The organism is Clostridium sp. MF28, from assembly GCF_002969175.1.
GTDB lineage: Bacteria > Bacillota > Clostridia > Clostridiales > Clostridiaceae > Clostridium > Clostridium beijerinckii.
Genome location: NZ_CP014331.1, coordinates 3,148,407 through 3,173,181, shown reverse-complemented (window position 1 = coordinate 3,173,181; position 24,775 = coordinate 3,148,407). Strand labels below are relative to the sequence as shown.

Genomic DNA, 24,775 nt, shown 5'->3' with positions numbered 1-24,775 from the left:
ATATATGAAAAAACATTCTATTGTTATTGCAGGAGGCGGAAGTACATTCACTCCAGGAATAGTTATGATGCTATTAGATAATCTACACCGTTTTCCAATTAGAAAATTAAAATTATATGATAATGATGCTGAGCGTCAAGGTGTCATTGGTGAAGCTTTAGAAATTGTATTAAAAGAAAATGCACTAGATATCGAATTTTCTTATACAACAGATCCTAAAGAAGCATTTACAGATGTTGATTTCTGTATGGCCCATATACGTGTTGGAAAATATGAAATGCGTGAGAAGGATGAAAAGATTCCTTTAAAATATGGAGTGATTGGTCAAGAAACTTGTGGAGCAGGAGGAATTGCTTATGGAATGAGAAGTATAGGAGGTATGTTAGAGTTAATAGATTTGATGGAAAAATATTCACCAGACTGTTGGATGTTAAATTACTCTAACCCAGCATCAATTGTTGCTGAAGCCTGTCGTAGATTAAAACCAAATTCGAAGGTATTAAACATTTGCGACATGCCGGTTGGAACACTTCGTCGTATGGCTGGTATTGTGGACTTAGAACCAAGTGATTTGGAAGTTAAATACTTTGGATTAAACCACTTTGGATGGTGGACTAGCGTTAAAGATAAACAAGGTAATGATTTAACAGACAGAATTAAAGCTTATGTTGCAGAAAATGGCTACTTAACAGTAAAAGAAGTAGAAACACAACATACAGATCCAAGCTGGCAGGAAACTCATAAAAAAGCAAAAGATTTATTAGCAGTAGATCCAAGATTTTTACCTAATACTTATTTAAAATACTATCTATATCCTGATTATGTTGTAGAACATTCTAATGCAGAATATTCTAGGGCAAACGAAGTAATGGATGGAAGAGAAAAAGATGTATTTAATGCAGCACGTGCTATTACAAAGGCAGGAACAGCAAAAGGCGGAGAATTCCATATTGATGCTCATGCAACTTTTATAGTAGATTTAGCTAGAGCAATTGCCTATAACACACATGAAAGAATGTTATGTATAGTAGAGAATAAAGGTGCAATATCTAATTTTGATCCAACAGCTATGGTTGAAGTTCCATGCATTGTTGGAAGTGATGGGCCAGAACCTTTAGCACAAGGAGAAATTCCACAATTCCAAAAGGGATTAATGGAGCAACAAGTATCAGTAGAAAAATTAGTTGTTGAGGCATGGATTGAAAATAGCTATTTGAAATTATGGCAGGCACTTACTTTATCTAAGACTGTACCAAGTGCTAGAGTTGCTAAATTATTATTAGATGATCTTATTGAAGTTAATAAGGGCTATTGGCCGGAATTAAAGTAGGAGTATGTATGTTTAAGAATTTGTTTAATAAAAATAAGAATAAAGTATTTTATGCTTTTGCTAATGGTGTAAGTGTTGACCTAAGTGAGGTTAATGATGAAGTGTTCTCACAAAAAATGATGGGGGAAGGAGTTGCGATTAAACCAAGTGAAGGAAAAATATATTCACCTTGTGATGGAACGATAGCGGCAGTTATGAAGGAAAGTAAGCATGCTGTTGGAATAAGGACCAAAGATGGAGTAGAATTTCTAATTCACGTGGGAATTGATACTGTAGCTCTAAACGGAGAAGGTTTTGAACTATATTGCGAAGAAGGAAACGCAGTAAAAAAAGGTGATCTTCTTTTAAGCTTTGACAGAAAATTTATTAAGGAAAAGGGCTTAGACGATATTACTATGCTGGTAATATCAGAACTTAATAATCATAAAATTGTGGATATCCATATTGATTTGGATATGAAGGCAAATGAGATAATCCTACTAGAGTACAACTAGTTTATTAAAGATACAATAAATTAAAATGATAAATTATGAAGGTTGATTTAAATAATCTAGAGTATAATATGCGAATATATGCTCTAGATTATTTTTTATTCTCTAAGATTATAGTTGTTAAATAATCCTTTGTATAAATCAATATACTGGCAAGAGAGTCAAGTCTATATACTGGAGTAACTTACGCAAGTGATAATGTTTATATAATATAAAAAACAAAATACGAAAGAAGTCGAGAGATTTTATAATTTTTATGCTATATTTTTACAAAAAATGTAAAACAAGTGTGATATTGTATGTAATGTATAAATCGTAATTACATTATATACATTACGTAGAATGGGGGGATACGATGAAAGATGCTACCATAATGCTCAGAGTTACAACAGAACAGAAGCTAGCTATAAAAAGAATGGCTAGAAAGCAAGGAATGACTATTACAGAATTTATGCTATTTAATATGATGAAATCGATTAGTGAATCTGAATTATCTGAAATAAACGGAGATATTAATTTGAATTTAGAATCCAAAGAATAGTAAGTTGATCTTGAGTTTTACCTGCTTGTATATAAAGTATAGACAAGCAATACATTGTACAAATACTGTTTAATGGCCTAAGATACTAGCAGTATGATAGCTATATAAACTACATACAAAGGAATATTAATGGAGAAACATTTCATAAGGATAAATAATTTTTAGGTGAACGGTGGTATAAACGCCATAAAAAGATATTCAAATAGAATGTAAAAGTAAAAAAGGGGGATTAAAAAATGAGAATCAGTGCAGACATAGGCTACAATACAACAAATTTTATTGGACATAACATAGAAGGCTCCTTTTCATCGACAGTAAAAGAAAAGATGCACGAGTTAGAGACGGCTAAATATACTGTTGAGTACAATAATAAAACATATTTAATTGGTAATGATGATGGATTTACCAGCATAGAACATTCAAGAGATAAGGATATTATATTTCATATTTGCCTATATACAGCTATAGCAGCTACAATGAGTTCAACAATAGATAACAATGTAAGGGTTATAACAGGACTTCCTGCTCAATTTTTTGCAGAACAAAAGAATTCTCTGATAAAAGCTCTTGAAAATAGACGAGTCTTTATGAAACTTAATGGAGAAAATAGAAGTTTTACAATTACCAAAGTAATTGTATTTCCTCAGTCGGCAGGATTATTTTTATATGATAAATCATTAGTAGAAAAGGATACGCTAGTAGTAGATATAGGTGGTGGTACACTAGATATAGCATATATGAGCAATGGCCAATTTAAAGAAGGTAGAACGTATCCATTGGGAGTGAATCCGACATATGATGTACTTCTACAAGAGTTAACCAAATATGGAGTCAACTACTCTAATCGTATGAAAGCAGAACAAATAATTGCAGATAAAGCTATATTTGTAGAAGGAAAGGAAATAGACGTAAGCAAGGATATTGATAATGTATTAAGTTTGAGAGCAGGAGAAATAATAAATGCCATAAAACAGGCATTTCCAGAGCAATCGAAATATTCGAGATTTGTTTTCATAGGTGGGGGAGCCTTATTGCTTAAAAATTATTTAAAAGACTATAGAGTATTAGATGATGCACAGATGATTAATGTAAAAACTTATGACATAATAGGTAAGAGTAAGAATGTGTAAAAAGTTAAAAACTACAATTACTTTAGCTCCCCATATTAAGGAATTTGCATCTAAAGAAGCTAAATCTCTGGGTTTAGATTTTTCTGCATATATAACTGTACTAATAGGTGAAAAAATGAGAGGCACTATGATACCTTCAACGATTAAAAAAGTTAGTGATGATAAAATTGATGAGGCAGCTATATCCATAGACGAAAAAGAATCTATAAAAATAGATAGTGAGCAGGAAAATGAGATAGATAGATTGCTTCAGTGGTAAAGAACAGATGAAAATTTTCATCTGTTCTTATGCATCTCGTTATTAATAAAAGGATATGAATGTATAGTTGCTGGATTATAGAAATTTATATGAAATCTATGTAATATTTCACAAAAAGTAAAAGAACTAATATAATTAATTGCTATTAGTATGTATAATAGTAATTAAGTAATGATAAAATGAAATTTTCATTGAAATAAATTTTGATTTTATGCTTACTACATGATATAAATTAATTTAAAATATTTACTATAGATATAACTGTTTAAAGGGGGAGTGAGAATATGGAAGTTGTTTTAGAACAGTTTATTCCATCAGATAAGCCTAAGAGAATTAGTAACATACTCCAAAAGATTTCAATTGTTTTTTTTGTAGTTGGATTAATGATTGTTTTTGCATCACCAATAATCGGAATAGCGCTAATAATAGTAGCATTAATATTTTTTGTGGGAAGTTACTTTATGTATATTGATTATGAGTATGAGTTATATAATGGTGATATAACAATAACTAAGGTCTATAATGCAAGTAGAAGAAAGATTGCTCAAAAGATTAGTAGAGATGATGTGAGAAAAGTATACATTACAGAACGGAAAGATGCTCTTAAGAGCGGGGTGGCAGCATATTATAATACTAATATAAATGGACTAAAGATTTATACTTTTGAATTAAACAACAATAAAATAATACAATTAGCCTTAAATGAAGAACTTGAAAAAATAGTTAAGATAATTTATGTTCAAAAAATTACATTTTAAAAATACAGTATAGTTAATAAGTGTATTCCTTAAACTACAAAAAGGAGTACACTTTTTTTATGTTCTAAGAACTAATTGTTTTATATATAAATTTAATTCTTAAAATTAGCAATAATAGTGGGAACAGTACCACATAAGATGAATTATAGTTTTTGAAAATATAAATCATATGAATAGGAAGGCGTAATGGATAATGTATTAGAAACCATGAATTATACATGGGGGAGAAAGGAAATTTATATAATTTATTATTTAGGTAAAAAACGTATTGACACATTATATATGGAACTGGTATCATATGAATATGAAAACGGTTTTCGAGGTTAATTAAATTAGGAGGGGACATTAATGAAGGAACAAATAGTAGCAAAAGAAATTCTAGAAAACATTGGTGGAAAAGAAAATATAAAATCAGTAGAACATTGTGCAACTAGATTAAGACTTATACTTAATGATAAGGAAAAAATAAATGAAAAAGCTATTGAAAACATTGATGGTGTAAAAGGACAATTTTTCTCGGCAGCGCAATACCAAATAATTCTTGGAACAGGATTTGTAAATAAAGTTTATGATGTCATAGTTGGACAAAATTCTGACTTAGTAACTGGAAATAATAAAGAGGAAGCTTATAGCCAAATGACATTAATCCAAAAAATATCTAGAACTTTTGGAGATGTATTTGTACCTATAATACCAGTATTAGTTGCAACAGGTTTGTTTATGGGACTAAGAGGTCTTTTGACAAATCTAGGAGTCCAAATGAATGAGAATTTTATTCTCTTTACTCAAGTATTAACAGATACTGCTTTTGCATTTTTACCAGCATTAGTTGCATGGTCAACAATGAAAAAGTTTGGAGGTACACCAGTAATAGGTATAGTAATAGGATTAATGCTCGTATCACCAAGCTTACCAAATGCTTATGCTGTGGCAGCGGGAACAGCAACTCCAATTAATCTAACTATACTAGGATTAAATATTCCTGTAGTTGGATATCAAGGATCTGTATTGCCAGCATTAGTATTAGGAATTATTGCAGCTAAAACTCAAAAAGCACTTAAGAAAGTAGTTCCAGATGTATTGGATCTAATAGTAACTCCATTTATTACATTATTATTTTCAATGGTACTAGGATTATTAATAGTTGGGCCAATCATGCATAATGCTGAGCAATTAATATTTGGAGCAATCAAAGGATTCATGGGGCTTCCATTTGGATTAGGTGGACTAGTCGTAGGAGGAGTACATCAACTTATAGTTGTTACTGGAGTTCACCATGCATTAAACGCTTTAGAAGTTGAATTACTATCTAGCACAGGAAAAGATGCATTTAATGCAATGATAACTTGTGGTATTGTAGCACAAGGTGCGGCAGCTTTAGCAGTAGCATTCAAAACAAAAGATAAAAAGAAGCGTTCATTATATATTTCATCAGCAATCCCAGCATTTTTAGGTATTACTGAACCAGCAATATTTGGTGTTAACTTGAGATTCATAAAGCCATTTATATTTGGATGTGCAGGAGGAGCAGTTGGAGGGATGCTTTCAGGAATACTTCACCTAGCAGGTACAGGAATGGGAATTACAGCATTACCAGGTATGCTATTATATGTGAACAATCTTGGAAGTTACATTTTAGTTAACGTTGTGGCTATAGCGGTTGCTTTTTGTTTAACATTGTTCTTCTTCAAGCCAGAAGAATAGGAATAATAATAAATATTTAGATGAATTACAGATAGATTTAGTAGGGATAATTTTGCTTGCTAAATCTATCAAGCTATATAAAGCTATATTTTATATATTAATATCCATATAAGTTTATAAGTTATCTTTTCAATAATATGTATTAATGATATATAATAATATTTATATAAAACATATATGGAGGATAATATGGATCGAAAAGTCACAATTCAAGATATTGCTAATATGGTTAATGTTTCAAAGAGTAGTGTTTCTAGATATTTGAATAATGGATATGTGAGCGAAGAAAATGCTAAGAAGATAAAAGAAGCGATTGAAAAGACCGGATTTGAAACTAATTTTTTTGCAAAGAGATTAAAGACTAAAAAAAGTGGATTAGTTGGAATTGTAATTCCTAGAATCGATTCTGTTACAATAGGCAAAGTATTAACTGGTATCAATAAAAAATTAATGGAAAATGATTATCAAGGAATTATTTTGATCAGTGAATTAGATATAGAGAAAGAACTAGCAAACATTAATAGCCTTTATCAGCAAGGGGTTGATGGAATAATCATTAATTCTATGGCTATTACTAAAAAGCATATTCAATTAATTAGTAGGCTTAGTATTCCAACTATATTTACAGGACAAAAAAATGAGTTTACTAATTATATAAAGATAGATGATTATGAAGCAGGAAAAATACTTGGAAGTTATTTTAAATCTAAGGGGCATAAAAATATAGTGTTTTTAGGAGTAAATGAATGGGATATAGCAGTAGGAGTGGATCGTAAAAATGGATTCATTGATGCTGTGAAGAAAGATAATCCAGATTGTAATGTTCAATTTGTTGAAACTGATTTTTCATTTACTAATGCATACAGTAAGGCTAGCCAGATATTAGAATATAAGCCCACAGCAATAGTTTGTGCAACTGATAATATTTGTTTAGGAGTACTTAGATATTTACATGAAAATAATATTAAAGTTCCAGAAGAAATTTCAGTAGCTGGATTTGGAGGATATGATATAGGAAGTGTTTCATACCCTACACTTACAACAGTAGCTTTTGATTATGAATTAATTGGTATAAAAGCAGCTCAAGGAATCCTAGATTTAATAGAGGGAAAAGAGTTAGAAGAGAATAAGGATACTTCCTTGAAGCTAATAGAAAGAGAAAGTGTGGGTGGGATTAATTAAATTAATAGGAGAAGAGGAAAGATGCCAAACCCAAAATCATACCAGGAAATAAACCAAAAATTAAATAATTATTACAGTAATAAAGAAATGAGTATATGGCGAAACAACTTTCACATTGAGATGCCATTTGGTTTGATCAATGACCCAAATGGATTAAGTTATTATGACAATAAGTTTCATATATTCTATCAATGGAATCCATTTGGATGTGAGCATAAAACAAAGCACTGGGGATTAGTAACAACAACCAACTTCATTAACTTTACTAAGCCCCAAATGGCGTTAAAACCTCAAGATTGGTTCGATAGAAATGGATGCTATTCAGGTTGTGGAGTGGTTAAAGATAATGAGTTAAAGTTATACTACACAGGAAACGTAAAAGGTCCAAATGGAGAAAGAGAGTCATATCAGTGCTTAGCCATTTATCATAAAGATGGAATAATAGAGAAACATGGAGTAATTATAGATAAACAGCCAAATGGATATACAGCTCACTTTAGAGATCCATATGTATTTATAGAAGATGACACTTATTACATGATATTAGGGGTTCAAAGTGAAGACTTAAAAGGAAGAGCTTTAATTTATGAATCAATAGATTCAGTTAAATGGAACTTGCTTGGTGAGTTAAAAACCGATATGAAGGACTTTGGATACATGTGGGAATGTCCCAATATAATAAGGATAAGTAAAGGCAAACATGCATTTATATTTTCACCACAAGGTTTAGAAAAAGAAGAATTGAAAAATCAAAATTTATATCAGTCAGGGTATGTAATTGGTGAGCTAGATATAGAGAGCATTGAGTTGAAAAATCATAGTAGATTTAAAGAATTAGATATGGGATTTGATTTTTATGCTCCACAAATATTTAAGCATAATGGTGAAAATATAATGATTGGATGGATCGGAATGCCAGATAGGGACTCTGAATACCCGACATATGAGCATGGATGGATGTATTCATTAACTATGCCTAGAGTTTTAGAGTATAAGAATAATGTCCTTTATCAAAAGCCCATTAATGAAATGAGAAATTTAAGAGAAAATGAATTAATAAATATTAAAGGGCTAACTTTGAATAACTACAATTTAGCTTTAGAGTCTCGTTCAGTAGAAATAATGATAAGTATAGAAGTTGAGGATATTGAATCTACAGAAGTTAAATTTAAATTTAATGACGAATATATTCTGATAACATATGATAATAAAAGACAACTATGTACAGTTGATAGAAGTAATATGAATATTGGCGGAAAAGGCATAAGAAAATTCAAATTAAATTCTTCAAAAGAATTAAAAATGAATGTATTCATTGACAATTCTGTGATGGAAATATATTATCAAGATGGATTAGAAGTAACAACATTAACATATTACCCTAAGAGTGAAGGATTAGAACTTCAAATAAGAAATGATAGCAAAATTACAATTAATGAGCTAAATATGTGGAACTTAAGGAGTGTGAAGTATGAATAATAATGTTTTTTGCATTGGGGAACTTTTAATTGATATGGTTTGTGTAGATAATAAAGGTTTAAAAAATGGAGAGAAATTTGAGAAAAAAGCAGGTGGAGCACCAGCAAATGTAGCGGCGAGTATTTGTAAATTAGAAGGTAATGCTTATTTTTTAGGACAAGTAGGTAATGATTTTTTTGGTAAGCATTTAGTTGAGCTGCTAAAAAGCTTGAATATAAATACTGATATGACTGTAGAAAGAGGAAGTACAACAATTGCATTAGTTGGAATTGATGCAAATGGTGAACGTAACTTTGACTTCCTAAGAGGTAGTGATGGGGAATATTCGTTTGATAATATAGATTTATCAAAGATAAGTAATTCAGATATAATTCATTTTGGGTCTGCAACGGGATTTTTAGATGGAGAGTTAAAAAAGACATATTTTAAACTATTAGAATATGCGAAATCTAATAACATATATGTATCATTTGATCCTAATTACCGCGATGCACTAATCACTCAAGACAAGTTAGAGTTGTTTGTTGAGGATTGTGTTAAATTCTTGAGATACAGTAACTTTACGAAACTAAGTGATGAAGAATTATATTTAATAACAAAAGAAAAAGATATAGAAAGCGCTGTTAACAAGTTACATGAAATTGGAGTTAAGGTTGTAACGGTTACTTTAGGGTCTAAGGGCACATACTTAAGTGTTAATGGAAAAAATGAAGTAATACCATCTATAAAAATTAAGCAAGTAGATTCCACTGGTGCGGGAGATGCATTTGTTGGAGCAGTATTAAGGCAGGTATCCGATATTGATGACAAAGAGAGTATAAGTTTTGATAGATGGAAAGAGATAGTTTCATTTGCAAATAAGGTAGGGGCGATAACATGCACGAACTACGGTGCTATAGCTTCAATGCCAACACTAAATGAATTAAATTAAGACGGGTTAGATGAATTCATATATAGAAGGGAGATATTTTAAGTATATCCCTTCTATATTTTTGGTTTTTTATTTGATTGTTGAATATAAGTTGATAATAATGAGTATGAAACTTATGATTTTATATTTTTATTATATGGTAGAATATTGAGAAAGGAACATATATAATATTAAAAATCTTTAGTCAAGAAAATTTATGATGGGAGCATTACAAATGGTTGATTTTCTAAAAATTGCAAAAGAAGAAGCTAAGATGGCAATGAAAAAAGGGGAGATTCCAGTAGGAGCAGTAATTGTATTGGATGATAAAATAATAGGAAGAGCTCATAATTTAAAAGAAACTTTAAATGATAGTACTGCTCATGCTGAAATTTTAGCGATTAAAGAAGCTTCGAAGTTTATTGGAGATTGGAGATTAAATAGAGCTGAAATGTATGTTACATTAGAACCTTGTCCCATGTGTGCAGGGGCGATAATTCAAAGTAGAATATCTAAAGTATATATAGGAACATTTAATAAAGATATGGGAGCTTGTGGTTCAGTAATTGATGTTACAGATAATAAATGGTTAAATTCTTTTGTAAGTACTAAATGGCTATATGATAAAGAATGTTCTGATATCATGTTGGAGTTTTTTTGCCAGAGAAGAAATAAGTATAAATAAATTATAAAAAATATATATAGTTAAGAATGGAATTAATTTTAAATTTTATTGCAATATAGAAATAAACTATGCACTTTAAATCTTAAAAGTATTAGATTTAAGGTGCTTTTCTTATTTAAAGAGATTAGTAAAGATATAGGTAGTTAGTGAGAGCCAATTGGAAATATGGGGAATAAAATCACATTTTTAGAATATTATGAAGTTGAGATATAAAAATAAATATGATATAGTAATAGCAACTGGTCAGACCACTATACCAATGATTTTTAAACAAGAGGTGATTTTTAGTTGAAGTATTTAAAGCAGTTAATGATTATTCTAGTATCATATTTTTTAGGAACAATAGTACAAGTAGTTTTTAAATTACCTATACCAGGCACAGTTTTAGGTCTCATTTTTCTTTTCTTAGCGTTATATTTTGGAATTGTTAAAGTTGAGATGATTGAAGATATATGTGAGGTATTAATAACTCATATGTCATTCTTATTTATCCCAGCAGGGGTAGGGTTAGTGACATCATTTCAAGCAATTAAAGGCAAGATTATACCTTTCTCCACTATAATTGTTATTTCTACATTTGTAGTTTGGATTGTGACTGCCTACGTTGTTAAATTTTTAAGGAAGGTGACTTCAAAATGAATGATATGATAAATTCACCTGTTTTTGGAGTCTTAATATCTATTATTGCTTATGAAATAGGTCTTTTAATAAAACAAAAACTTAAGCTTTCAATATTTAATCCATTACTTATAGCAATAGTAATTCTAATTACATTTTTATTAAAATTTAATATTAAGTATGATGATTACAACAGCGGGGGACAAATAATTTCTTTCTTTTTGGCTCCAGCAACTATTGCATTAGCATTACCATTATATAAAAAGTTTTCTTTGTTTAAAGAAAATGCTCTGCCTATTTTATCAGGTATTTTATTTGGAGCTGTATCTGGGATGATATCTGTAATTCTGCTTTCGAAGGCATTTAATCTTTCAAGCGAGCTTACAAAATCATTAATTCCTAAATCCATAACAACTCCTATAGGAATGGCGCTATCTAAACAGTTAGGGGGGCTTCCTTCTGTAGCTGTTGTTGCCATTATAATTACTGGAATATTGGGCTCTATCATTGGACCATTTCTATATAAAATATTAAGGATAAATGATAAAGTAGCAATGGGAATTGCCATGGGAAGTTCATCACATGCTGTTGGGACAGCAAAAGCTATGGAAATAGGTGAAATTGAAGGCGCTATGAGTAGTTTAACTATTGCAATTTCTGGGATTGTGACTGTACTGATAGCACCTGTATTATGGAGTTTATTTTCAGTATTTTTAAATTAGTTAGGGGGGATTATCTTTGAATGGAGATAAAAATAACTACAAAAAGGGAGAGAGTCCAATTAATAAGTTATTTAGTTCTATTGATAATTTATTAATTGAAGAGAGAGAACAGAGGCTAAAAGTAAAGTTAGGAAAAGAGATAAAAAATAGCATATTCACAGATGAAATTATAATGAAACTTAATGAAAATGACTTCTCTGGTTTAATTGATGAGGAAGATAATAATATGGCGATGCTTTTTTCAAGTATATTTCCAGTATTTATAAAAAGTAGAGATGTTGTTTTTAGACTGTATAAGCATAAAATAGAAGTTAATTTATCTGATGAAATGAGCGATAGATATATTTATATCTTTTCTGATGGGAGGTTGACCTCTGGATTATTTCAATGTTTTAAACTAAGTGATGATGAATATGTATATGGAATAAAGAGAATAATTGATAGTATTCCTCTTTTTAAAATTGCTATTATGAACACATTGGATAGCTTTAGAAAAAATATTAGTATACATAATCATAAAATAGAGAATTCAAAAAATAAAGAACTGTTAGCAGAAAAAAATTACAACGAATTACTTAACTACTTATCAAAAGCAAACATATAAAGTTTTGAGAGGATGATATCGATGTTAAGTCCTGTGAAGAGTACAAAAATATATGAAATAGTAATAGAGCAAATAAAAGAAATTGTTAAAAGAGGAGAACTAAAGAGTGGAGATAAGTTACCATCTGAGAGAGATTTATGTGAGAAGCTTGAGGTTAGCAGGGCATCTGTTAGAGAAGCACTAAAATCTTTACAAATGCTTGGACTTATAGAATCTAAGCACGGGGAAGGGAATTTTATCAATGAAAATTTTGAAAATAGTCTGCTTGAACCTTTATCTATTGTATTCTTACTTCTAGGAAGCAAAAGTGAGGATGTTCTTGAGCTTAGAAAAATAATTGAACCAGAAACAGCAGCTATCGCTGCTAAAAATATAACTGATGAACAACTTATAGAATTGAAGGAAATAATGGACGAATTAAATAATAATTCAGATATTGAAGCCTGTGCTATATTAGACAAAAAATTTCATTATAAAATAGCGCAAGCTACTGGCAATCACTTAATTTCAACTATAATGTTTTCTATATCTTCTTTGGTTGAAAAATATATTGAAAATTCAAAAGTCCATACTATTAATAAAATACCTGTAAAAAATCATCATGAAGAAATATGGAGAGCTTTAAAAGATCATGATTCTAATGCAGCTTCAATTGCGGCACAAAAACACTTGGAATTAAATCAGATTGTTTAGGATCTGTTTAGAAATTTAATTTGCATATTTCTGTTTAAAGTTCTATATTTAATAATTAATTTTAAATAGGGAGATGATTATCGATGATTATTGATAAAATATTTTACAAAACATTATTTAAGAACTTATTTTCAGATACTTTTGAATTAAAACTTTGGGATGGAAGTTCAGAAATTTATGGGGAAGGGAATCCAGAATTTAAAATAATATTTAATGAGCCTATTCCTAAAGCCGATATTATAAAGGATCCTTCATTAACATTTGGTGAAGCTTATATGACTAAAAAAATAGATATTGAAGGAAGCATTCAAAAGGTTATAGAATCTTTATATAATAATCAGGAAAGTTTTTTGAGTAATAGTGACAAATATGCAAATTTACTAAGGATGGCTACAAATAGTATCAAAAATAGCAAGAAAAATATTGAGTTCCACTACGATATTGGAAATGATTTTTATAAATTATGGTTAGATGATACTATGACATATTCATGTGGATACTTCAAATCAAAAAGTGATTCATTAACTCAAGCACAAAAGAATAAAGTAGAGCATATTCTTAAAAAGTTAAACTTAAAAGAAGGAGAAACACTACTTGATATAGGTTGTGGTTGGGGTGAACTGATAATATCTGCGGCAAAAAAATATAAGGTAAAAGCGATGGGCATAACTTTAAGTTCTGAACAATTAGCAAAAGTTAAAGAAAGAATAAAAAGTGAAGGATTAGAGGATCTTATTGAAGTTGAACTTGTAGATTACAGAGAACTAAAAAATAGAACATTTGATAAAATCGTTAGTGTGGGAATGTTAGAACATGTAGGGCAAGATCATCTTGCAGAGTATTTTTCAAATGTCAATAACTTATTAAATGATAAAGGTGTATCTTTACTTCACTGCATAACATCAACAGAGGTTGGAGGAAATAATACATGGATTGATAAATATATATTTCCAGGTGGATATGTTCCAGCAGTTAGAGAGCTAATCAATTGTATGTCGGATGAAAAGTTCACTTTAATCGATGCAGAAAACTTAAGACTTCATTATGGAAGAACTTTGGAGCATTGGGCAAAGAATTTTGAGAATGCATTGCCAGAGATAAGGAAGACTAAGGATGAAACATTTATAAGAATGTGGAGATTGTATTTAAATGCTTGTGCAGCATCTTTTAACTCCGGAAATATAAGTATTCATCAATTTGTATTCAATAAAGGAGTAAACAACGATTTACCATGGACTAGAGAGTATATGTATAAATAAGTCCATATAAGTACTTTAAGAGATAAATTTGTGGTATTACTAAATTATAGCTAATTAAATAAGAAGTAATTTATAGTAGGCAAAAGTACTTAAATTTTAAGTATTTCTGCCTATTATTTGCATTAATTACGAAAATGGAAGGATGATGGTTTATATTAAATATGAATAAATAGATTCTATTATATTAAATGATAGGATTTCTATATAGAAAATATTCAGTTGAATCGATGACAATTATATGATATTATAATAAAGCATTAAATACTATATGGAGAGATGTCCGAGTGGTCGAAGGAGCACGCCTGGAAAGCGTGTATAGGGGCAACTCTATCAGGGGTTCAAATCCCCTTCTCTCCGCCATATTGCTAAAGTGACTTATACCACCACTTTTTACCTATTTAGTATGAATTTTAGTTAGTTATAAACTATACACGATTTTTTCTTAGAAATAAGAAGGACGTGTATAGTTTTTTTATGTAAAGGTGGTAGATATTTTGAAAAGAAAAATAATAGAAGTTAGCACTAAAGGTATAACCTTTGATAGAGGCTATGACGAGTTTATCTTTAACTGCAGAGCTAAGAATTTAAGGCCTGCAACAATACAATTCTATGATAATTCAATAAAGAGTATTTATAAGTTTATTGATCCTAAGATGCCAATAAGGGATATAACCAAGGCTACGGTAGATAGTTTTATTATTGGTCGCCAGAATGAATTAGATATAAAGGACATAACTATACATACTTATCTCAGAACTCTAAAAGCCATCCTATATTATTTCATGAAAGTAGGATACATGGAGAAGTTTCATATACCTTTAGTGAAATATGATAAGCCAGTAATAGAAACTTATACAAATCAATTTGATGATCTAGTACAGGCTGGAACTGTTGGTTTAATTAATGCGGCTAATAAATATAATAACGAATTAGAGAATAAGGCTGGCTTCATTACTTATGCATTCCAATATATAAAAAGAGAAATATTTTCATGTGTTAATGGAAGAAGTGAAAAAGAAATTAGCAATAATAGGCTTTATAATAGTTGTGTAAGCCTTGATGTACCTATACAGGAGGATAATGATATACAATTAAAAGATACTATTGAAAGCATTGATTATGGCTTTGAGAATGTTGAAGAGACGATTTATATTAAGCAACTAAGAGAAGAGTTAGAAAATGCAATGCTAAATAATAATACTTTAAAGGAAAGAGAAATATTGCAGCTATGCTATGGGTGGGATTATCAAAAGGCATTTACATACAAGGAAGCTGCAGAAGTTTTAAAACTAAATCAAAATAATATTCCTCAAATAGAATTTAATGCACTTAGAAAGCTAAGAAATAGTACCTGGGGCAAAGAAAAAGTTAAAGAATATATGAGAGATAAAGTTGAATCTATAATGGAGAACTCAAGATATAATCAGGATAAAGTTATAGATAAAATTAATCTCATAGATAAGTATTTTAGTGGGGTGATTTAATGGACTATAAGGATATATTTGAACAAACTAAGAAAGACCTAAAGGAATTTAAAACAATAATTGCAAGATTAAAAACCAGTAAATTAACATTAGAAAAAGATATTTTCCTAAGTGATGAAGAAAGAAATTTACTTGAGAGAAAAATAAAATCAGATGAAATTAAGCTTGAAAAAATAAAAGCAGCTTTGGAGTTCTTAGACGATACAAATCTAAAGATAATAACATCTATATTCTTTGAAAGGGTAACTAATAAGGATATGGCTGCTCAATTAAATGTATCTAAAGAGTTTATAAATAGACATAAAAGAGAATCTACAGAAAGAATAGCAGATATAATGTATGGTCATTTAGTGGGAAGTAACTTAAATAGTTCTTATTTACAGGATTAAAATTGAAAATAAAACCGGATGAAGCGGTTTTTATAACTATATAACATGATCGGATCATGACATCTATAGAAATATAGGTGTTTTTGTTATAGCGTAAGATATTATATTACAAAGAATTAGTGGCTTATGAAAGTTAGAGTATAATTTTAGTAGGCAAAGATAATAAAGAATACTATATAAATAATAAAGGAGATGCAAAAGCATCTCCTCAATACATAAATTATCCATTATAATTAAGTTGACGAAACTAAATAGAATAGAGTTAGATTTATGTATGAATTAAGTTTAAATGATAATGGATTTACTTTCAAGGAGTTAGAGAAAAGAATTTATAAATATGCTTGTGATGAAGCTTGCAATGCATTAAAAAGCATATTAGAATCCTTGGATGAAAAACTACTTAATGAAAGAGATAGCAAGGTTTACCGTAATAAAGGCCGTAAGCAAACTTGTTTGAGGACTATTATGGGGAATGTAGAGTATTCTAGGCGTGTTTATGAATTAAAACTTGAGGATGGTAAGAAAGCAACTAAATACCTTTTGGATGAGTATTTAGGAATGGATACTATAGGAAATGTTTCTATAAATCTCGTAGAAACTATTTTGACTAACGTGGCGGATGTTTCTTTTAGAAAGACATCTGAGAATATTAAAACTATGTGTAATCAAGAAATTAGTGCTCAAGGCGTTTGGAACGTAGTTCAAACAGTTGGAGAAAAGATTAAAGAACTAGAAAATCGTAAAATTGAACTAGATGATAAAGGTGTGTTAAAAGGCGAAAAGGAAGTACCAGTATTGTTTCAAGAGCAAGATGGAGTTTGGCTCTATCTTCAAGGTAAAGATAGACCAAAAGGGAAAAATAAAAAGAAAGAGTTAAAACTAGCAGTATCATATACAGGCTGGACTTTACGTCCAGGAAGCAAAAAAGAATATGTAGTTGTTGATAAAACTGCTTGTGCAAGTTTTAGTAATTCTAGCCACTTTAAAAAGCTTGCTAGCGCAACAATTTCAGAAAAATACAATGTAGACGAAATTCAAACTAGAATATTAAACGGTGATGGAGCAAAGTGGATTAAGGCAACTTGTGAGGATCAAGACATTCATTTTCAACTAGATCCATTTCATGTAGGTCAAGCAATTATGCGTAAGGTAAGTGATAAAAGAACCCAAAAGCAATTATTAAAACTATTTAGAGAAGGTAAAATTGATGAAGGTCTAGAAGCTATTGTAAATATGATGACACTTACAAATGAAGAAGATGTTTCATTTAAGAAGCTTACTGAGTTATATGATTACTTAGCTCACAATAGAGATGGATTAACACCATATAAATTAAGAGGTAACATAGACATGCCTACGGCGCCGGAAGGCATAGAATACAGGAATTTAGGTACAATGGAACATAATATTTGTGATGTATTAGCTCAAAGGATGAAGGGCAGAAAAATGAGCTGGTCTATTAATGGTGCAGATAATTTATCTAAAATATTATCTGAAAAATTTAGTAATAGGTTGTTTGATACTGTGGATAAAATCTATAGAAATATTATTCCTGATAATGTTATTGATACAATAGTTACAAAACTACCATTAACAGTATTTCAAGCAAATAAAGAATCTAATAAATGTAAGGTATATAAGTGTAATAGCGCACAAATTCCGTACAGCGGAGCTGCCACAACGCTAGGTAGAAAAATAGTGCGTGATTTATGTGGATTAAAATCATTTAGTGATATTAGTTATAGTTAAGTATAAAGCGTGTGTAGGGAAATTCTAAAAATATGATGTAAAATAATGGATAATAAATTAAATAAAATTCTTGCCAACTTTTACTTGACTCAAACCTTATGAAATAAAGTCTTAAATTATTGGTCATTCTCTGATATAATAATCTAATGGTGGCTAACATTACCACCTTGGGCTATTAGCAATAGTAGTCTAAAGGGGAGATTGGATAGTGATTAAAAAATTTAATATAGTTTTAATGTTTTTTTTATTAATGCTGCTGATGTTTAGTGCTTTATATAGTTATAAAGATTGCAGTATAAAAATCAAAGCGAGTATTGAATCCTTTGAATTTAATTTTAATACAAAAGAAAAGAACGCTCACTCATACCAAGATTAAGCGTTCATAGTCTTGAAAAATCAATTATCTAATAGCCCTAAAACAAAAATGTTAAAAGTTATAGAATTGCTTAGTGTTCTCAGCACTAAGCTTTTCTTTTTATATTAGATAAATTATAAGCAATTTATCAGCTATTAAGCTTGTAAAAAAGTATTGCTTTCCAATACATTATATCAAAGATGAAATAAAATATAAATAACTTGTTTTTCTAATTATTTATATTTTATTTGCATGTAGCTTTAACAGAGAAACTTAATTAAGAATTTTTATAGGAATTTTAATATTTTTTACTGTATATTTGTAATTTTTAGAAGGAATATACCAGCTTTTGTATAATTGCATTATATGGAAGGGGTGAAATTAATGAAAGATGAAAGTATAAATATAGATGAGATTTATCACTATATAAAAAATTCAAATCCGGACATGATAAATATGTTAAATCAACAAAAAGATATTTCACAGTATTATACAAAACCTAATCACTATAGCTCAATGCCTGATTATATAAGACAAGCAGAAGAAGGTTTGTATGAGAAATTTAGAAAAGAAGAAGAATATAAACAGAATATATTAACTACATTAATGTCAATAGAAAAGAATACAGCAAGCTTACAAAACATTGTTGAATTAGTAAAAGATAGTAATGAAAACCAAGAAAAAATACTTGCTATTGTTAATGATTTATTATTGCTCTCAAAAGAAAAAGACAAAGAAGTTGTTGAAAATAAATATACAGCAATAATGAAGAAAATATCTAATATTGGAGAAAATGCAGATACAATGAATAAATTATATACATTTGGAACTACAATATATACAATTATAAATTCATTTGGAATAGGACAATAAAATATAATGAACTCCAGAAATGGGGTTCTTTTAGTTTAATAAAATTTTATATAATAGTAGCAAGAGCTAATCCAATTACAGTATATTTTAAATTTAATTGGATAGGAGTAATGTATTTGACAAATTTTACAGATAATATACAATAATATTATAATTGTAAAATTAAAGGGGGATAAAAATGAAAAAAGTCATAGGTATTATTAGTATTGTTTTATTTTTAATAGTGGAGTTTCAATCGTGTGCAGCTGGATTGGCTAATGCTATAGGTGGATCAAAAGATGCAGGTGGTAGCGCAGGATTGCTTGTAGGGTTTGCAATGTTGATAGCAGGTATAATAATATTAGCATCTAGAAAAAGCAAAGGTATGGTAATAACTTCCATAGTTTTTTATGTGTTAAGTGGATTAATAGGTCTAGGAAATGCAGCAGTATATAAAGATTTAGCTATTTGGGGTGGATTAAATATAGTATTTGCGATATTATTAATTGTACATCTTAAGAGAAACAAAGAATTATATATTAAGAAATAATTTTTTTCTAAAGGCTAGGATTAATTTCCTAGCTTATTTTTTGTCTAATAATGCAATAGAAATTATATTATTTACTTCAAAATGTTGACATTAGTATCACAAAAGTGTAGTATTTTATTCATTAACAACGTGAGGATATTTAAGAATAGAAGTCGTGTGAAGGCTTAGAAATACTACGTTTTAAACTTATATTTTTGAAATTTGCGCCTGGAAAGCGTGTATAGGGGCAACTCTATCAGGGGTTCAAATCCCCTTCTCTCCGCCATGAAATAAGATGTGAAGAATGCCTGAGTGCTAAGTAAAACTAAGCACTCAGGCATTTTTTAATATTTTTAAGTTGTCCAAATCATACCTCAAACTACCGTATAAGACGTTAATTTTCCAGCTATATTCTAATCAAAATAGGGTGATGCAACCAACGCTTTATGCGAGCGTGGATGGGAGATAATACTACAATAGGTTGATTAGTCAACTTGACGATGATAAAGTATTGTTGACTAATCAATTATATTGCAATATGATAAGATGATAAATTTTAAAAGTATAAATTTGATAATGTTTATAAGTAAATATGGACAATGAGCTGTTATATTATCACTTTGTAGTAAGAGATCAATTATCATGTTTTCAATAATTAAAAAGATTATTCAAAAGTAATTTATATAAGTCTGTTGTGAGAACGGGTTGTATGATGATCAAGATTATGTGAATATAAATAGAATATTTATATTCTATTTAGTAAAAATGTTCCATTATAAAAGTTGACAAGTCAACATAGTGTAAATATAATATAGTAGACTAATCAATTATATTATAAGGAGAGAATGATTATGGATGTTGAAAGCATGAACCTCATAATGATTACAAGTAAAATTTTTAGATATAAGCAAATGTATTTAGAAAAGGCCTTAAAAAAATATGGATTAAGTAGTGGTTCCAGCCCATATTTATTTAATCTTGAAGGAAATGAAGGTATAAGCCAAAACCGCTTAAGCAGAGAACTTGGTAATGATAAGGCAATGTCTGCAAGAACAATTACAAAATTAGTAGATCTTGGTTATGTCTATAAAAAGCAAGATGAAAAAGATAGTAGATCTTATAAATTATATTTAACAGAGAAAGCTAAAGAAGTATTGCCAAAAATTCATGAAGATGTTCAAACGTTGATGAGTTTAATAACAGAAGATGTATCAGAAGCAGAAATGTTAATTACAATGCAGTCTTTAAAAAAAATTCTAATCAATATTCGAAGATTAAACGAATTTGAGAATTAAGGTAATATGGTTATGTAAGTTAAATAGTGACAAGTAACAAGGGAGGAAAATTTATGGAAAATGTAAAAAATAGAAGCAAATGGTCCATATTAGTAATAGTTTTAATGTTTACAGTTATGTCTGCCCTAGACGGTAGCATTGTAAATGTAGCATTACCTAAAATGGCTACTGCTTTAAATGTAACAACATCTAGTATACAATTAGTTGCAACAAGTTATTTAATAGTAATTGCTGGGACAGTATTGATTTTTGGAAGACTTGGAGACATGCTTGGAAAATCCAAGATGTTTACATTCGGATTAGGATTATTTACCCTTGGATCGTTACTATGTGGTATAACAAATTCTTTTCCAATACTTATTTTAGCAAGAATAGTACAAGCTATAGGTGCTGCTGGAACTATGGCTAATAATCAAGGGATTATTACAGAAACATTCCCTCCACATGAAAGAGGAAAAGCTCTTGGATTTTTAGGTACCTCTGTAGCTTTAGGATCTCTAATAGGACCAGGACTTGGAGGACTAATAGTAGGTGCAGCAAGTTGGGAATATATTTTTTTAATAAATGTACCTATTGGAGTAATAGCATTATTTTATGCTATTAAATTGTTACCGAAGGGGAATAAAACAGTTAAGGGAAAATTAGATATCTTAGGAGCTGTATTATTTATGTTTGCAATAGTTCCACTCTTTGGAGCTTTAGATGAAGGTTTGAACATTGGCTTTTCAGATCCAATGATTTTATTGAGCTTTGCCATCGCAATTATCTCATTTATAATGTTTATTTTTGTGGAAAAGAAAAAAGAAGATCCTCTATTACAATTAAATATATTTAGCAATAAATTATTTTCTTTAAGTATATTTTGTGCATTTGTAACTTTTGTGGCAATCTTCTGTAACAATATTATTCTGCCATTTTACCTTCAAGATGTAATGAATTATACGCCAGAACATACTGGATTAATAATGATGGTTTATCCATTACTCTTAACTGTAGTAGCACCTCTTAGTGGAAGCTTATCAGATAAAATTGGTTCAGAGCTTTTAACCTTCATAGGTTTGATACTTATAAGCCTAGGTTTAATATTAATGTCCACTTTAAATGTAAATTCAACTGTAATAATCACAATAATATTCATAGGAATTATGTCTATTGTTATGGGATTATTTCAATCGCCTAATAATTCTTTGATAATGTCAACAGTACCGAAAGAGAAACTTGGAATTGCAGGAAGCGTAAATGCTCTTGTAAGAAACTTGGGAATGGTATGTGGGATAGCTTTAGCTACAACGCTTTTATATAGCATGATGAGTTCTATAATTGGATATCGTGTTACAGATTTTGTAGCAGGGAGAAATGATGCTTTTATATATGCTATGAGAACTGTATATATAGCGGCTGCAGTAATAAGCTTAATTGGTGCTGCCTTGACTTTTTTAAGACTAAGAAGTAAAAAGCTGAAAAGCTCTAATATGCATTTGAAGCACCAGTTTAAAGTTTAATATGAACAAAGGTAAATATATACCTTTATTCATAGAAACATATTTAAAAAGATAACTATATTCCTATGTAACTATAAATATATGTAAATATTTATAGGACACATAAGAACTTCAGACATCATTGTGTAAAATAAGAGTTTATGAAATATAAGCTCTTATTTTTTTGGTGTGCCCAGCATGGGCACGTACTAATCGGTGAAAGTCCGCAATGGGGGCTGATAGTGCCAGAATCATAATTGTAAGGAATATACGAACATATGTTTGAAATTAATGCATTTTTATTGTATAATATGGATAAAGTATAAATTTAAGGAATAAGGAAGAACGAAAGCTATGGGTATAAAGAGTGAACTTGAAAGAACTAGAGAGGAATTAAATATATTAATTAAGAATAAGGAAATAATTACAAATGATAAGGAATTATTAGAGCTTAGTATAAAATTAGATAAGTTGATTAATGAATATATGAATAGTATTAATAAAAGTATTTAGGTATTTTTTTTATCGCAAAAATTCGAACTGATGTTTTTATATTATCTGTAGATTAGTATTTCTAAATCATATAGTTTTATGAATATATAAAAACAATGATATTAGCCAGAAAATAATAAAACATGTTCTTACCATTTGCACTTAAGTGAAAATAGCAAGGCATGTTTTTCTCTTACAAGGGTAATATTAGAAATAAAGGCTTTACAAATTTATAATTTTAATAGTTCATATAAAGATAAAATAAAGTAAAATAGTCCAAGTATTAACCCCAGAGAAGAATAACTTTTAATTTTTATATCAGTTTTTTTAGATTTTATTAGGGATATCAAACTAATTATTATAGTAACAGTTGGGATAATTATTATATAACGATTTAGGATGGTATTCAATAATCCACCCATAGTGAATAATGTTAAGCCTAGCAATGCCCCGACTAAAGAAAGTCTAGTGTTTATTTTATTAGATTCCATTTGAATACCTCCTATTACAATTATATCCATTGTGATAGGATTTTCAATGCTAATTTATGAAATTTATTATGAAAGGTGAATGTGGAAGTTACGAGCCATTGATTGAGCATTAACTAGTGCATATAAATTAATATGATGAAAAAAATTATAAGCTTTTTAATGGAATGAATAATATCATATGGGATATATGGCTTTATATTCTAGTATATTTAATTTTATATTACACACAATAATAACTGAAAGAGGTGGTTCTCATGGACATTGATTTTAACAATAATATTTTAGGATTAGTCCGAAAATGATTTTAAAGTCCCCATAAGTACACTTGTTTCGAAACAGACCAGGGTTTAAAAATAAACCCTGGTTTTATATTTTTTGATACTCTTGATTTTAATTATTTATAACCAAGAATATCAATATGAATAAGTTGAAATTCATACAATGGACAAAATAGTAATCGCATTTATGGACGTTTGGGAATACTGGAATTGCTATTGTAGTGGTATTTAATTAACTGTAGATTAAAAGTTTCTATAAGTTTTTGGAGTCATATTCATAATCTTAAGAAAGTTTCTATTAAATGAACGGATGCTTGAGTAGCCACATTTATAAGTAATATCAGTAATCGGGTCCTCTGTATTTTTTAATAAATATGCCGCGTAATTAATTCTATTCTGATTAACAAAATCAACAAACGATATTCCGAGTACATTATTTAAATACTTGGATAGATAATTGTAACTGTAGCAAAATTCATCTGCAATGCTTTTTAATGAGATATCTTTAGTAAAATTATTTTGAATATAGTTAAGTATTTTATGTAATAATTCATAATCATTTTTCACGCTTATAAGTACTTGCGTATGTTCCATAACTTCAGAACAAAGCAAATAAAGACAAGCTTTCATCTCGAGAACATTGACATTATCTCTGAAAATTTTGTCTAGTATAAGAGCTCGCGCGTTATGTGATAAATTAAAGACTGGATTTTCGAGAAATTTACCATAGATCATGCTGTCAAATGTTTTTACATATTCGGGGGAAAATATGCAAATACGAGCATCAGAGTACTTTTTAGTTGAGAGAGAGTGGATTTCGTAAGGCAAAATTAATATACATTCATCCTTTTTTACTTCAAGATTTCTATTATTAACAGAAATTTGAAGATCTCCATCAATAACAGATATGAACTCGAAGCTTCGATGTAGATGAACAGGGTAATTAAGATTAATTGGATGGTAGTGGGAAAAAAGAGTGTTTTCTCCAAAGTGGTGCGACTCGTATTTTAACATA

Annotated in this window: 26 protein-coding genes and 1 tRNA gene; 25 read left to right on the top strand and 2 right to left on the bottom strand. The window is 29.4% G+C overall.

The genetic code is table 11. The features are described 5' to 3' along the window. Positions 1-4 precede the first annotated feature (4 nt). The 25 genes from AXY43_RS13490 (at position 5) to AXY43_RS13370 (ending at position 23,012) form a co-directional block, all read left to right on the top strand. Positions 5-1,330, top strand: coding sequence for a 6-phospho-alpha-glucosidase (locus AXY43_RS13490; RefSeq protein WP_023974937.1), 1,326 nt, complete (start codon positions 5-7; stop codon positions 1,328-1,330). Positions 1,331-1,338: 8 nt separating this feature from the next. Continuing rightward, positions 1,339-1,824 (top strand): PTS sugar transporter subunit IIA, encoded by a 486-nt coding sequence (locus tag AXY43_RS13485; RefSeq protein WP_105411663.1) that lies wholly within the window; start codon positions 1,339-1,341, stop codon positions 1,822-1,824. Between the two features lie 352 nt (positions 1,825-2,176). Further along, complete coding sequence (locus tag AXY43_RS13480; protein ID WP_023974936.1) at positions 2,177-2,362, top strand: DUF1778 domain-containing protein; 186 nt, start codon at positions 2,177-2,179, stop codon at positions 2,360-2,362. Positions 2,363-2,598: 236 nt separating this feature from the next. Beyond that, positions 2,599-3,492, top strand: a complete 894-nt coding sequence (locus AXY43_RS13475) for a ParM/StbA family protein (protein ID WP_012061164.1) — start codon at positions 2,599-2,601, stop codon at positions 3,490-3,492. Continuing rightward, on the top strand, positions 3,485-3,751 hold the full coding sequence (locus AXY43_RS13470; RefSeq protein WP_012061163.1) for a hypothetical protein: 267 nt from the start codon (positions 3,485-3,487) through the stop codon (positions 3,749-3,751). The genes AXY43_RS13475 and AXY43_RS13470 overlap by 8 nt, the downstream gene beginning before the upstream one ends. A 284-nt stretch (positions 3,752-4,035) precedes the next feature. After that, complete coding sequence (locus AXY43_RS13465; RefSeq protein WP_017212314.1) at positions 4,036-4,509, top strand: hypothetical protein; 474 nt, start codon at positions 4,036-4,038, stop codon at positions 4,507-4,509. A 348-nt stretch (positions 4,510-4,857) separates the two neighbouring features. After that, positions 4,858-6,213 carry a sucrose-specific PTS transporter subunit IIBC gene (locus AXY43_RS13460; RefSeq protein ID WP_105411662.1) on the top strand — a complete coding sequence of 452 codons (1,356 nt, stop codon included), beginning with the start codon at positions 4,858-4,860 and terminating at the stop codon, positions 6,211-6,213. Positions 6,214-6,402: 189 nt separating this feature from the next. Further along, on the top strand, positions 6,403-7,395 hold the full coding sequence (locus tag AXY43_RS13455; RefSeq protein WP_012061160.1) for a LacI family DNA-binding transcriptional regulator: 993 nt from the start codon (positions 6,403-6,405) through the stop codon (positions 7,393-7,395). 21 nt (positions 7,396-7,416) lie between these two features. Next, positions 7,417-8,874: a glycoside hydrolase family 32 protein gene (locus AXY43_RS13450; RefSeq protein ID WP_105411661.1), complete on the top strand. Its 1,458-nt coding sequence runs from the start codon at positions 7,417-7,419 to the stop codon at positions 8,872-8,874. Beyond that, the gene (locus AXY43_RS13445; RefSeq protein WP_041900614.1) at positions 8,867-9,805 is read left to right on the top strand and encodes a carbohydrate kinase family protein; all 939 of its coding nucleotides are present in this window, start codon (positions 8,867-8,869) and stop codon (positions 9,803-9,805) included. The genes AXY43_RS13450 and AXY43_RS13445 overlap by 8 nt, the downstream gene beginning before the upstream one ends. Positions 9,806-10,019: 214 nt before the next feature. Next, positions 10,020-10,469: a nucleoside deaminase gene (locus tag AXY43_RS13440; protein WP_012061157.1), complete on the top strand. Its 450-nt coding sequence runs from the start codon at positions 10,020-10,022 to the stop codon at positions 10,467-10,469. 288 nt (positions 10,470-10,757) lie between these two features. Continuing rightward, on the top strand, positions 10,758-11,108 hold the full coding sequence (locus tag AXY43_RS13435) for a CidA/LrgA family protein (RefSeq protein ID WP_017212307.1): 351 nt from the start codon (positions 10,758-10,760) through the stop codon (positions 11,106-11,108). Then, positions 11,105-11,809, top strand: coding sequence for an LrgB family protein (locus AXY43_RS13430; protein ID WP_017212306.1), 705 nt, complete (start codon positions 11,105-11,107; stop codon positions 11,807-11,809). Before AXY43_RS13435 ends, AXY43_RS13430 begins: the two co-directional genes overlap by 4 nt. A gap of 16 nt (positions 11,810-11,825) precedes the next feature. Next, on the top strand, positions 11,826-12,413 hold the full coding sequence (locus tag AXY43_RS13425; protein ID WP_012061154.1) for a hypothetical protein: 588 nt from the start codon (positions 11,826-11,828) through the stop codon (positions 12,411-12,413). Positions 12,414-12,434: 21 nt separating this feature from the next. Beyond that, positions 12,435-13,106: a FadR/GntR family transcriptional regulator gene (locus tag AXY43_RS13420; protein ID WP_105411660.1), complete on the top strand. Its 672-nt coding sequence runs from the start codon at positions 12,435-12,437 to the stop codon at positions 13,104-13,106. 83 nt (positions 13,107-13,189) lie between these two features. After that, a complete protein-coding gene (locus AXY43_RS13415) occupies positions 13,190-14,365 on the top strand; it encodes an SAM-dependent methyltransferase (RefSeq protein WP_065417902.1) in 1,176 nt (391 codons plus the stop codon). Positions 14,366-14,635: 270 nt separating this feature from the next. Then, a tRNA-Ser gene (locus AXY43_RS13410) sits at positions 14,636-14,725 on the top strand. Positions 14,726-14,859: 134 nt separating this feature from the next. After that, on the top strand, positions 14,860-15,849 hold the full coding sequence (locus AXY43_RS13405; protein WP_078117544.1) for a sigma-70 family RNA polymerase sigma factor: 990 nt from the start codon (positions 14,860-14,862) through the stop codon (positions 15,847-15,849). Then, on the top strand, positions 15,849-16,238 hold the full coding sequence (locus tag AXY43_RS13400) for a hypothetical protein (RefSeq protein ID WP_078117543.1): 390 nt from the start codon (positions 15,849-15,851) through the stop codon (positions 16,236-16,238). The genes AXY43_RS13405 and AXY43_RS13400 overlap by 1 nt, the downstream gene beginning before the upstream one ends. Positions 16,239-16,508: 270 nt before the next feature. Beyond that, positions 16,509-17,987: an ISLre2 family transposase gene (locus tag AXY43_RS13395; protein ID WP_077870071.1), complete on the top strand. Its 1,479-nt coding sequence runs from the start codon at positions 16,509-16,511 to the stop codon at positions 17,985-17,987. A gap of 739 nt (positions 17,988-18,726) precedes the next feature. Continuing rightward, on the top strand, positions 18,727-19,215 hold the full coding sequence (locus tag AXY43_RS13390; protein WP_087702656.1) for a hypothetical protein: 489 nt from the start codon (positions 18,727-18,729) through the stop codon (positions 19,213-19,215). 178 nt (positions 19,216-19,393) lie between these two features. Beyond that, positions 19,394-19,744: a hypothetical protein gene (locus AXY43_RS13385; RefSeq protein ID WP_087702657.1), complete on the top strand. Its 351-nt coding sequence runs from the start codon at positions 19,394-19,396 to the stop codon at positions 19,742-19,744. Positions 19,745-20,574: 830 nt separating this feature from the next. Further along, a complete protein-coding gene (locus AXY43_RS13380; protein ID WP_077844424.1) occupies positions 20,575-21,018 on the top strand; it encodes a MarR family winged helix-turn-helix transcriptional regulator in 444 nt (147 codons plus the stop codon). Positions 21,019-21,071: 53 nt separating this feature from the next. Continuing rightward, positions 21,072-22,520 (top strand): MFS transporter, encoded by a 1,449-nt coding sequence (locus AXY43_RS13375; RefSeq protein WP_105411659.1) that lies wholly within the window; start codon positions 21,072-21,074, stop codon positions 22,518-22,520. A 333-nt stretch (positions 22,521-22,853) separates the two neighbouring features. Beyond that, complete coding sequence (locus tag AXY43_RS13370) at positions 22,854-23,012, top strand: aspartyl-phosphate phosphatase Spo0E family protein (protein ID WP_023974926.1); 159 nt, start codon at positions 22,854-22,856, stop codon at positions 23,010-23,012. A 209-nt stretch (positions 23,013-23,221) separates the two neighbouring features. Here the strand turns inward: AXY43_RS13370 and AXY43_RS13365 are convergent, their stop codons facing one another. Both AXY43_RS13365 and AXY43_RS13360 read right to left on the bottom strand, forming a co-directional pair. Beyond that, positions 23,222-23,482 (bottom strand): hypothetical protein, encoded by a 261-nt coding sequence (locus AXY43_RS13365; protein ID WP_023974925.1) that lies wholly within the window; start codon positions 23,480-23,482, stop codon positions 23,222-23,224. Positions 23,483-24,003: 521 nt separating this feature from the next. Continuing rightward, positions 24,004-24,774, bottom strand: coding sequence for an AraC family transcriptional regulator (locus tag AXY43_RS13360; protein WP_105411658.1), 771 nt, complete (start codon positions 24,772-24,774; stop codon positions 24,004-24,006). Between the last annotated feature and the right edge of the window lies 1 nt (position 24,775).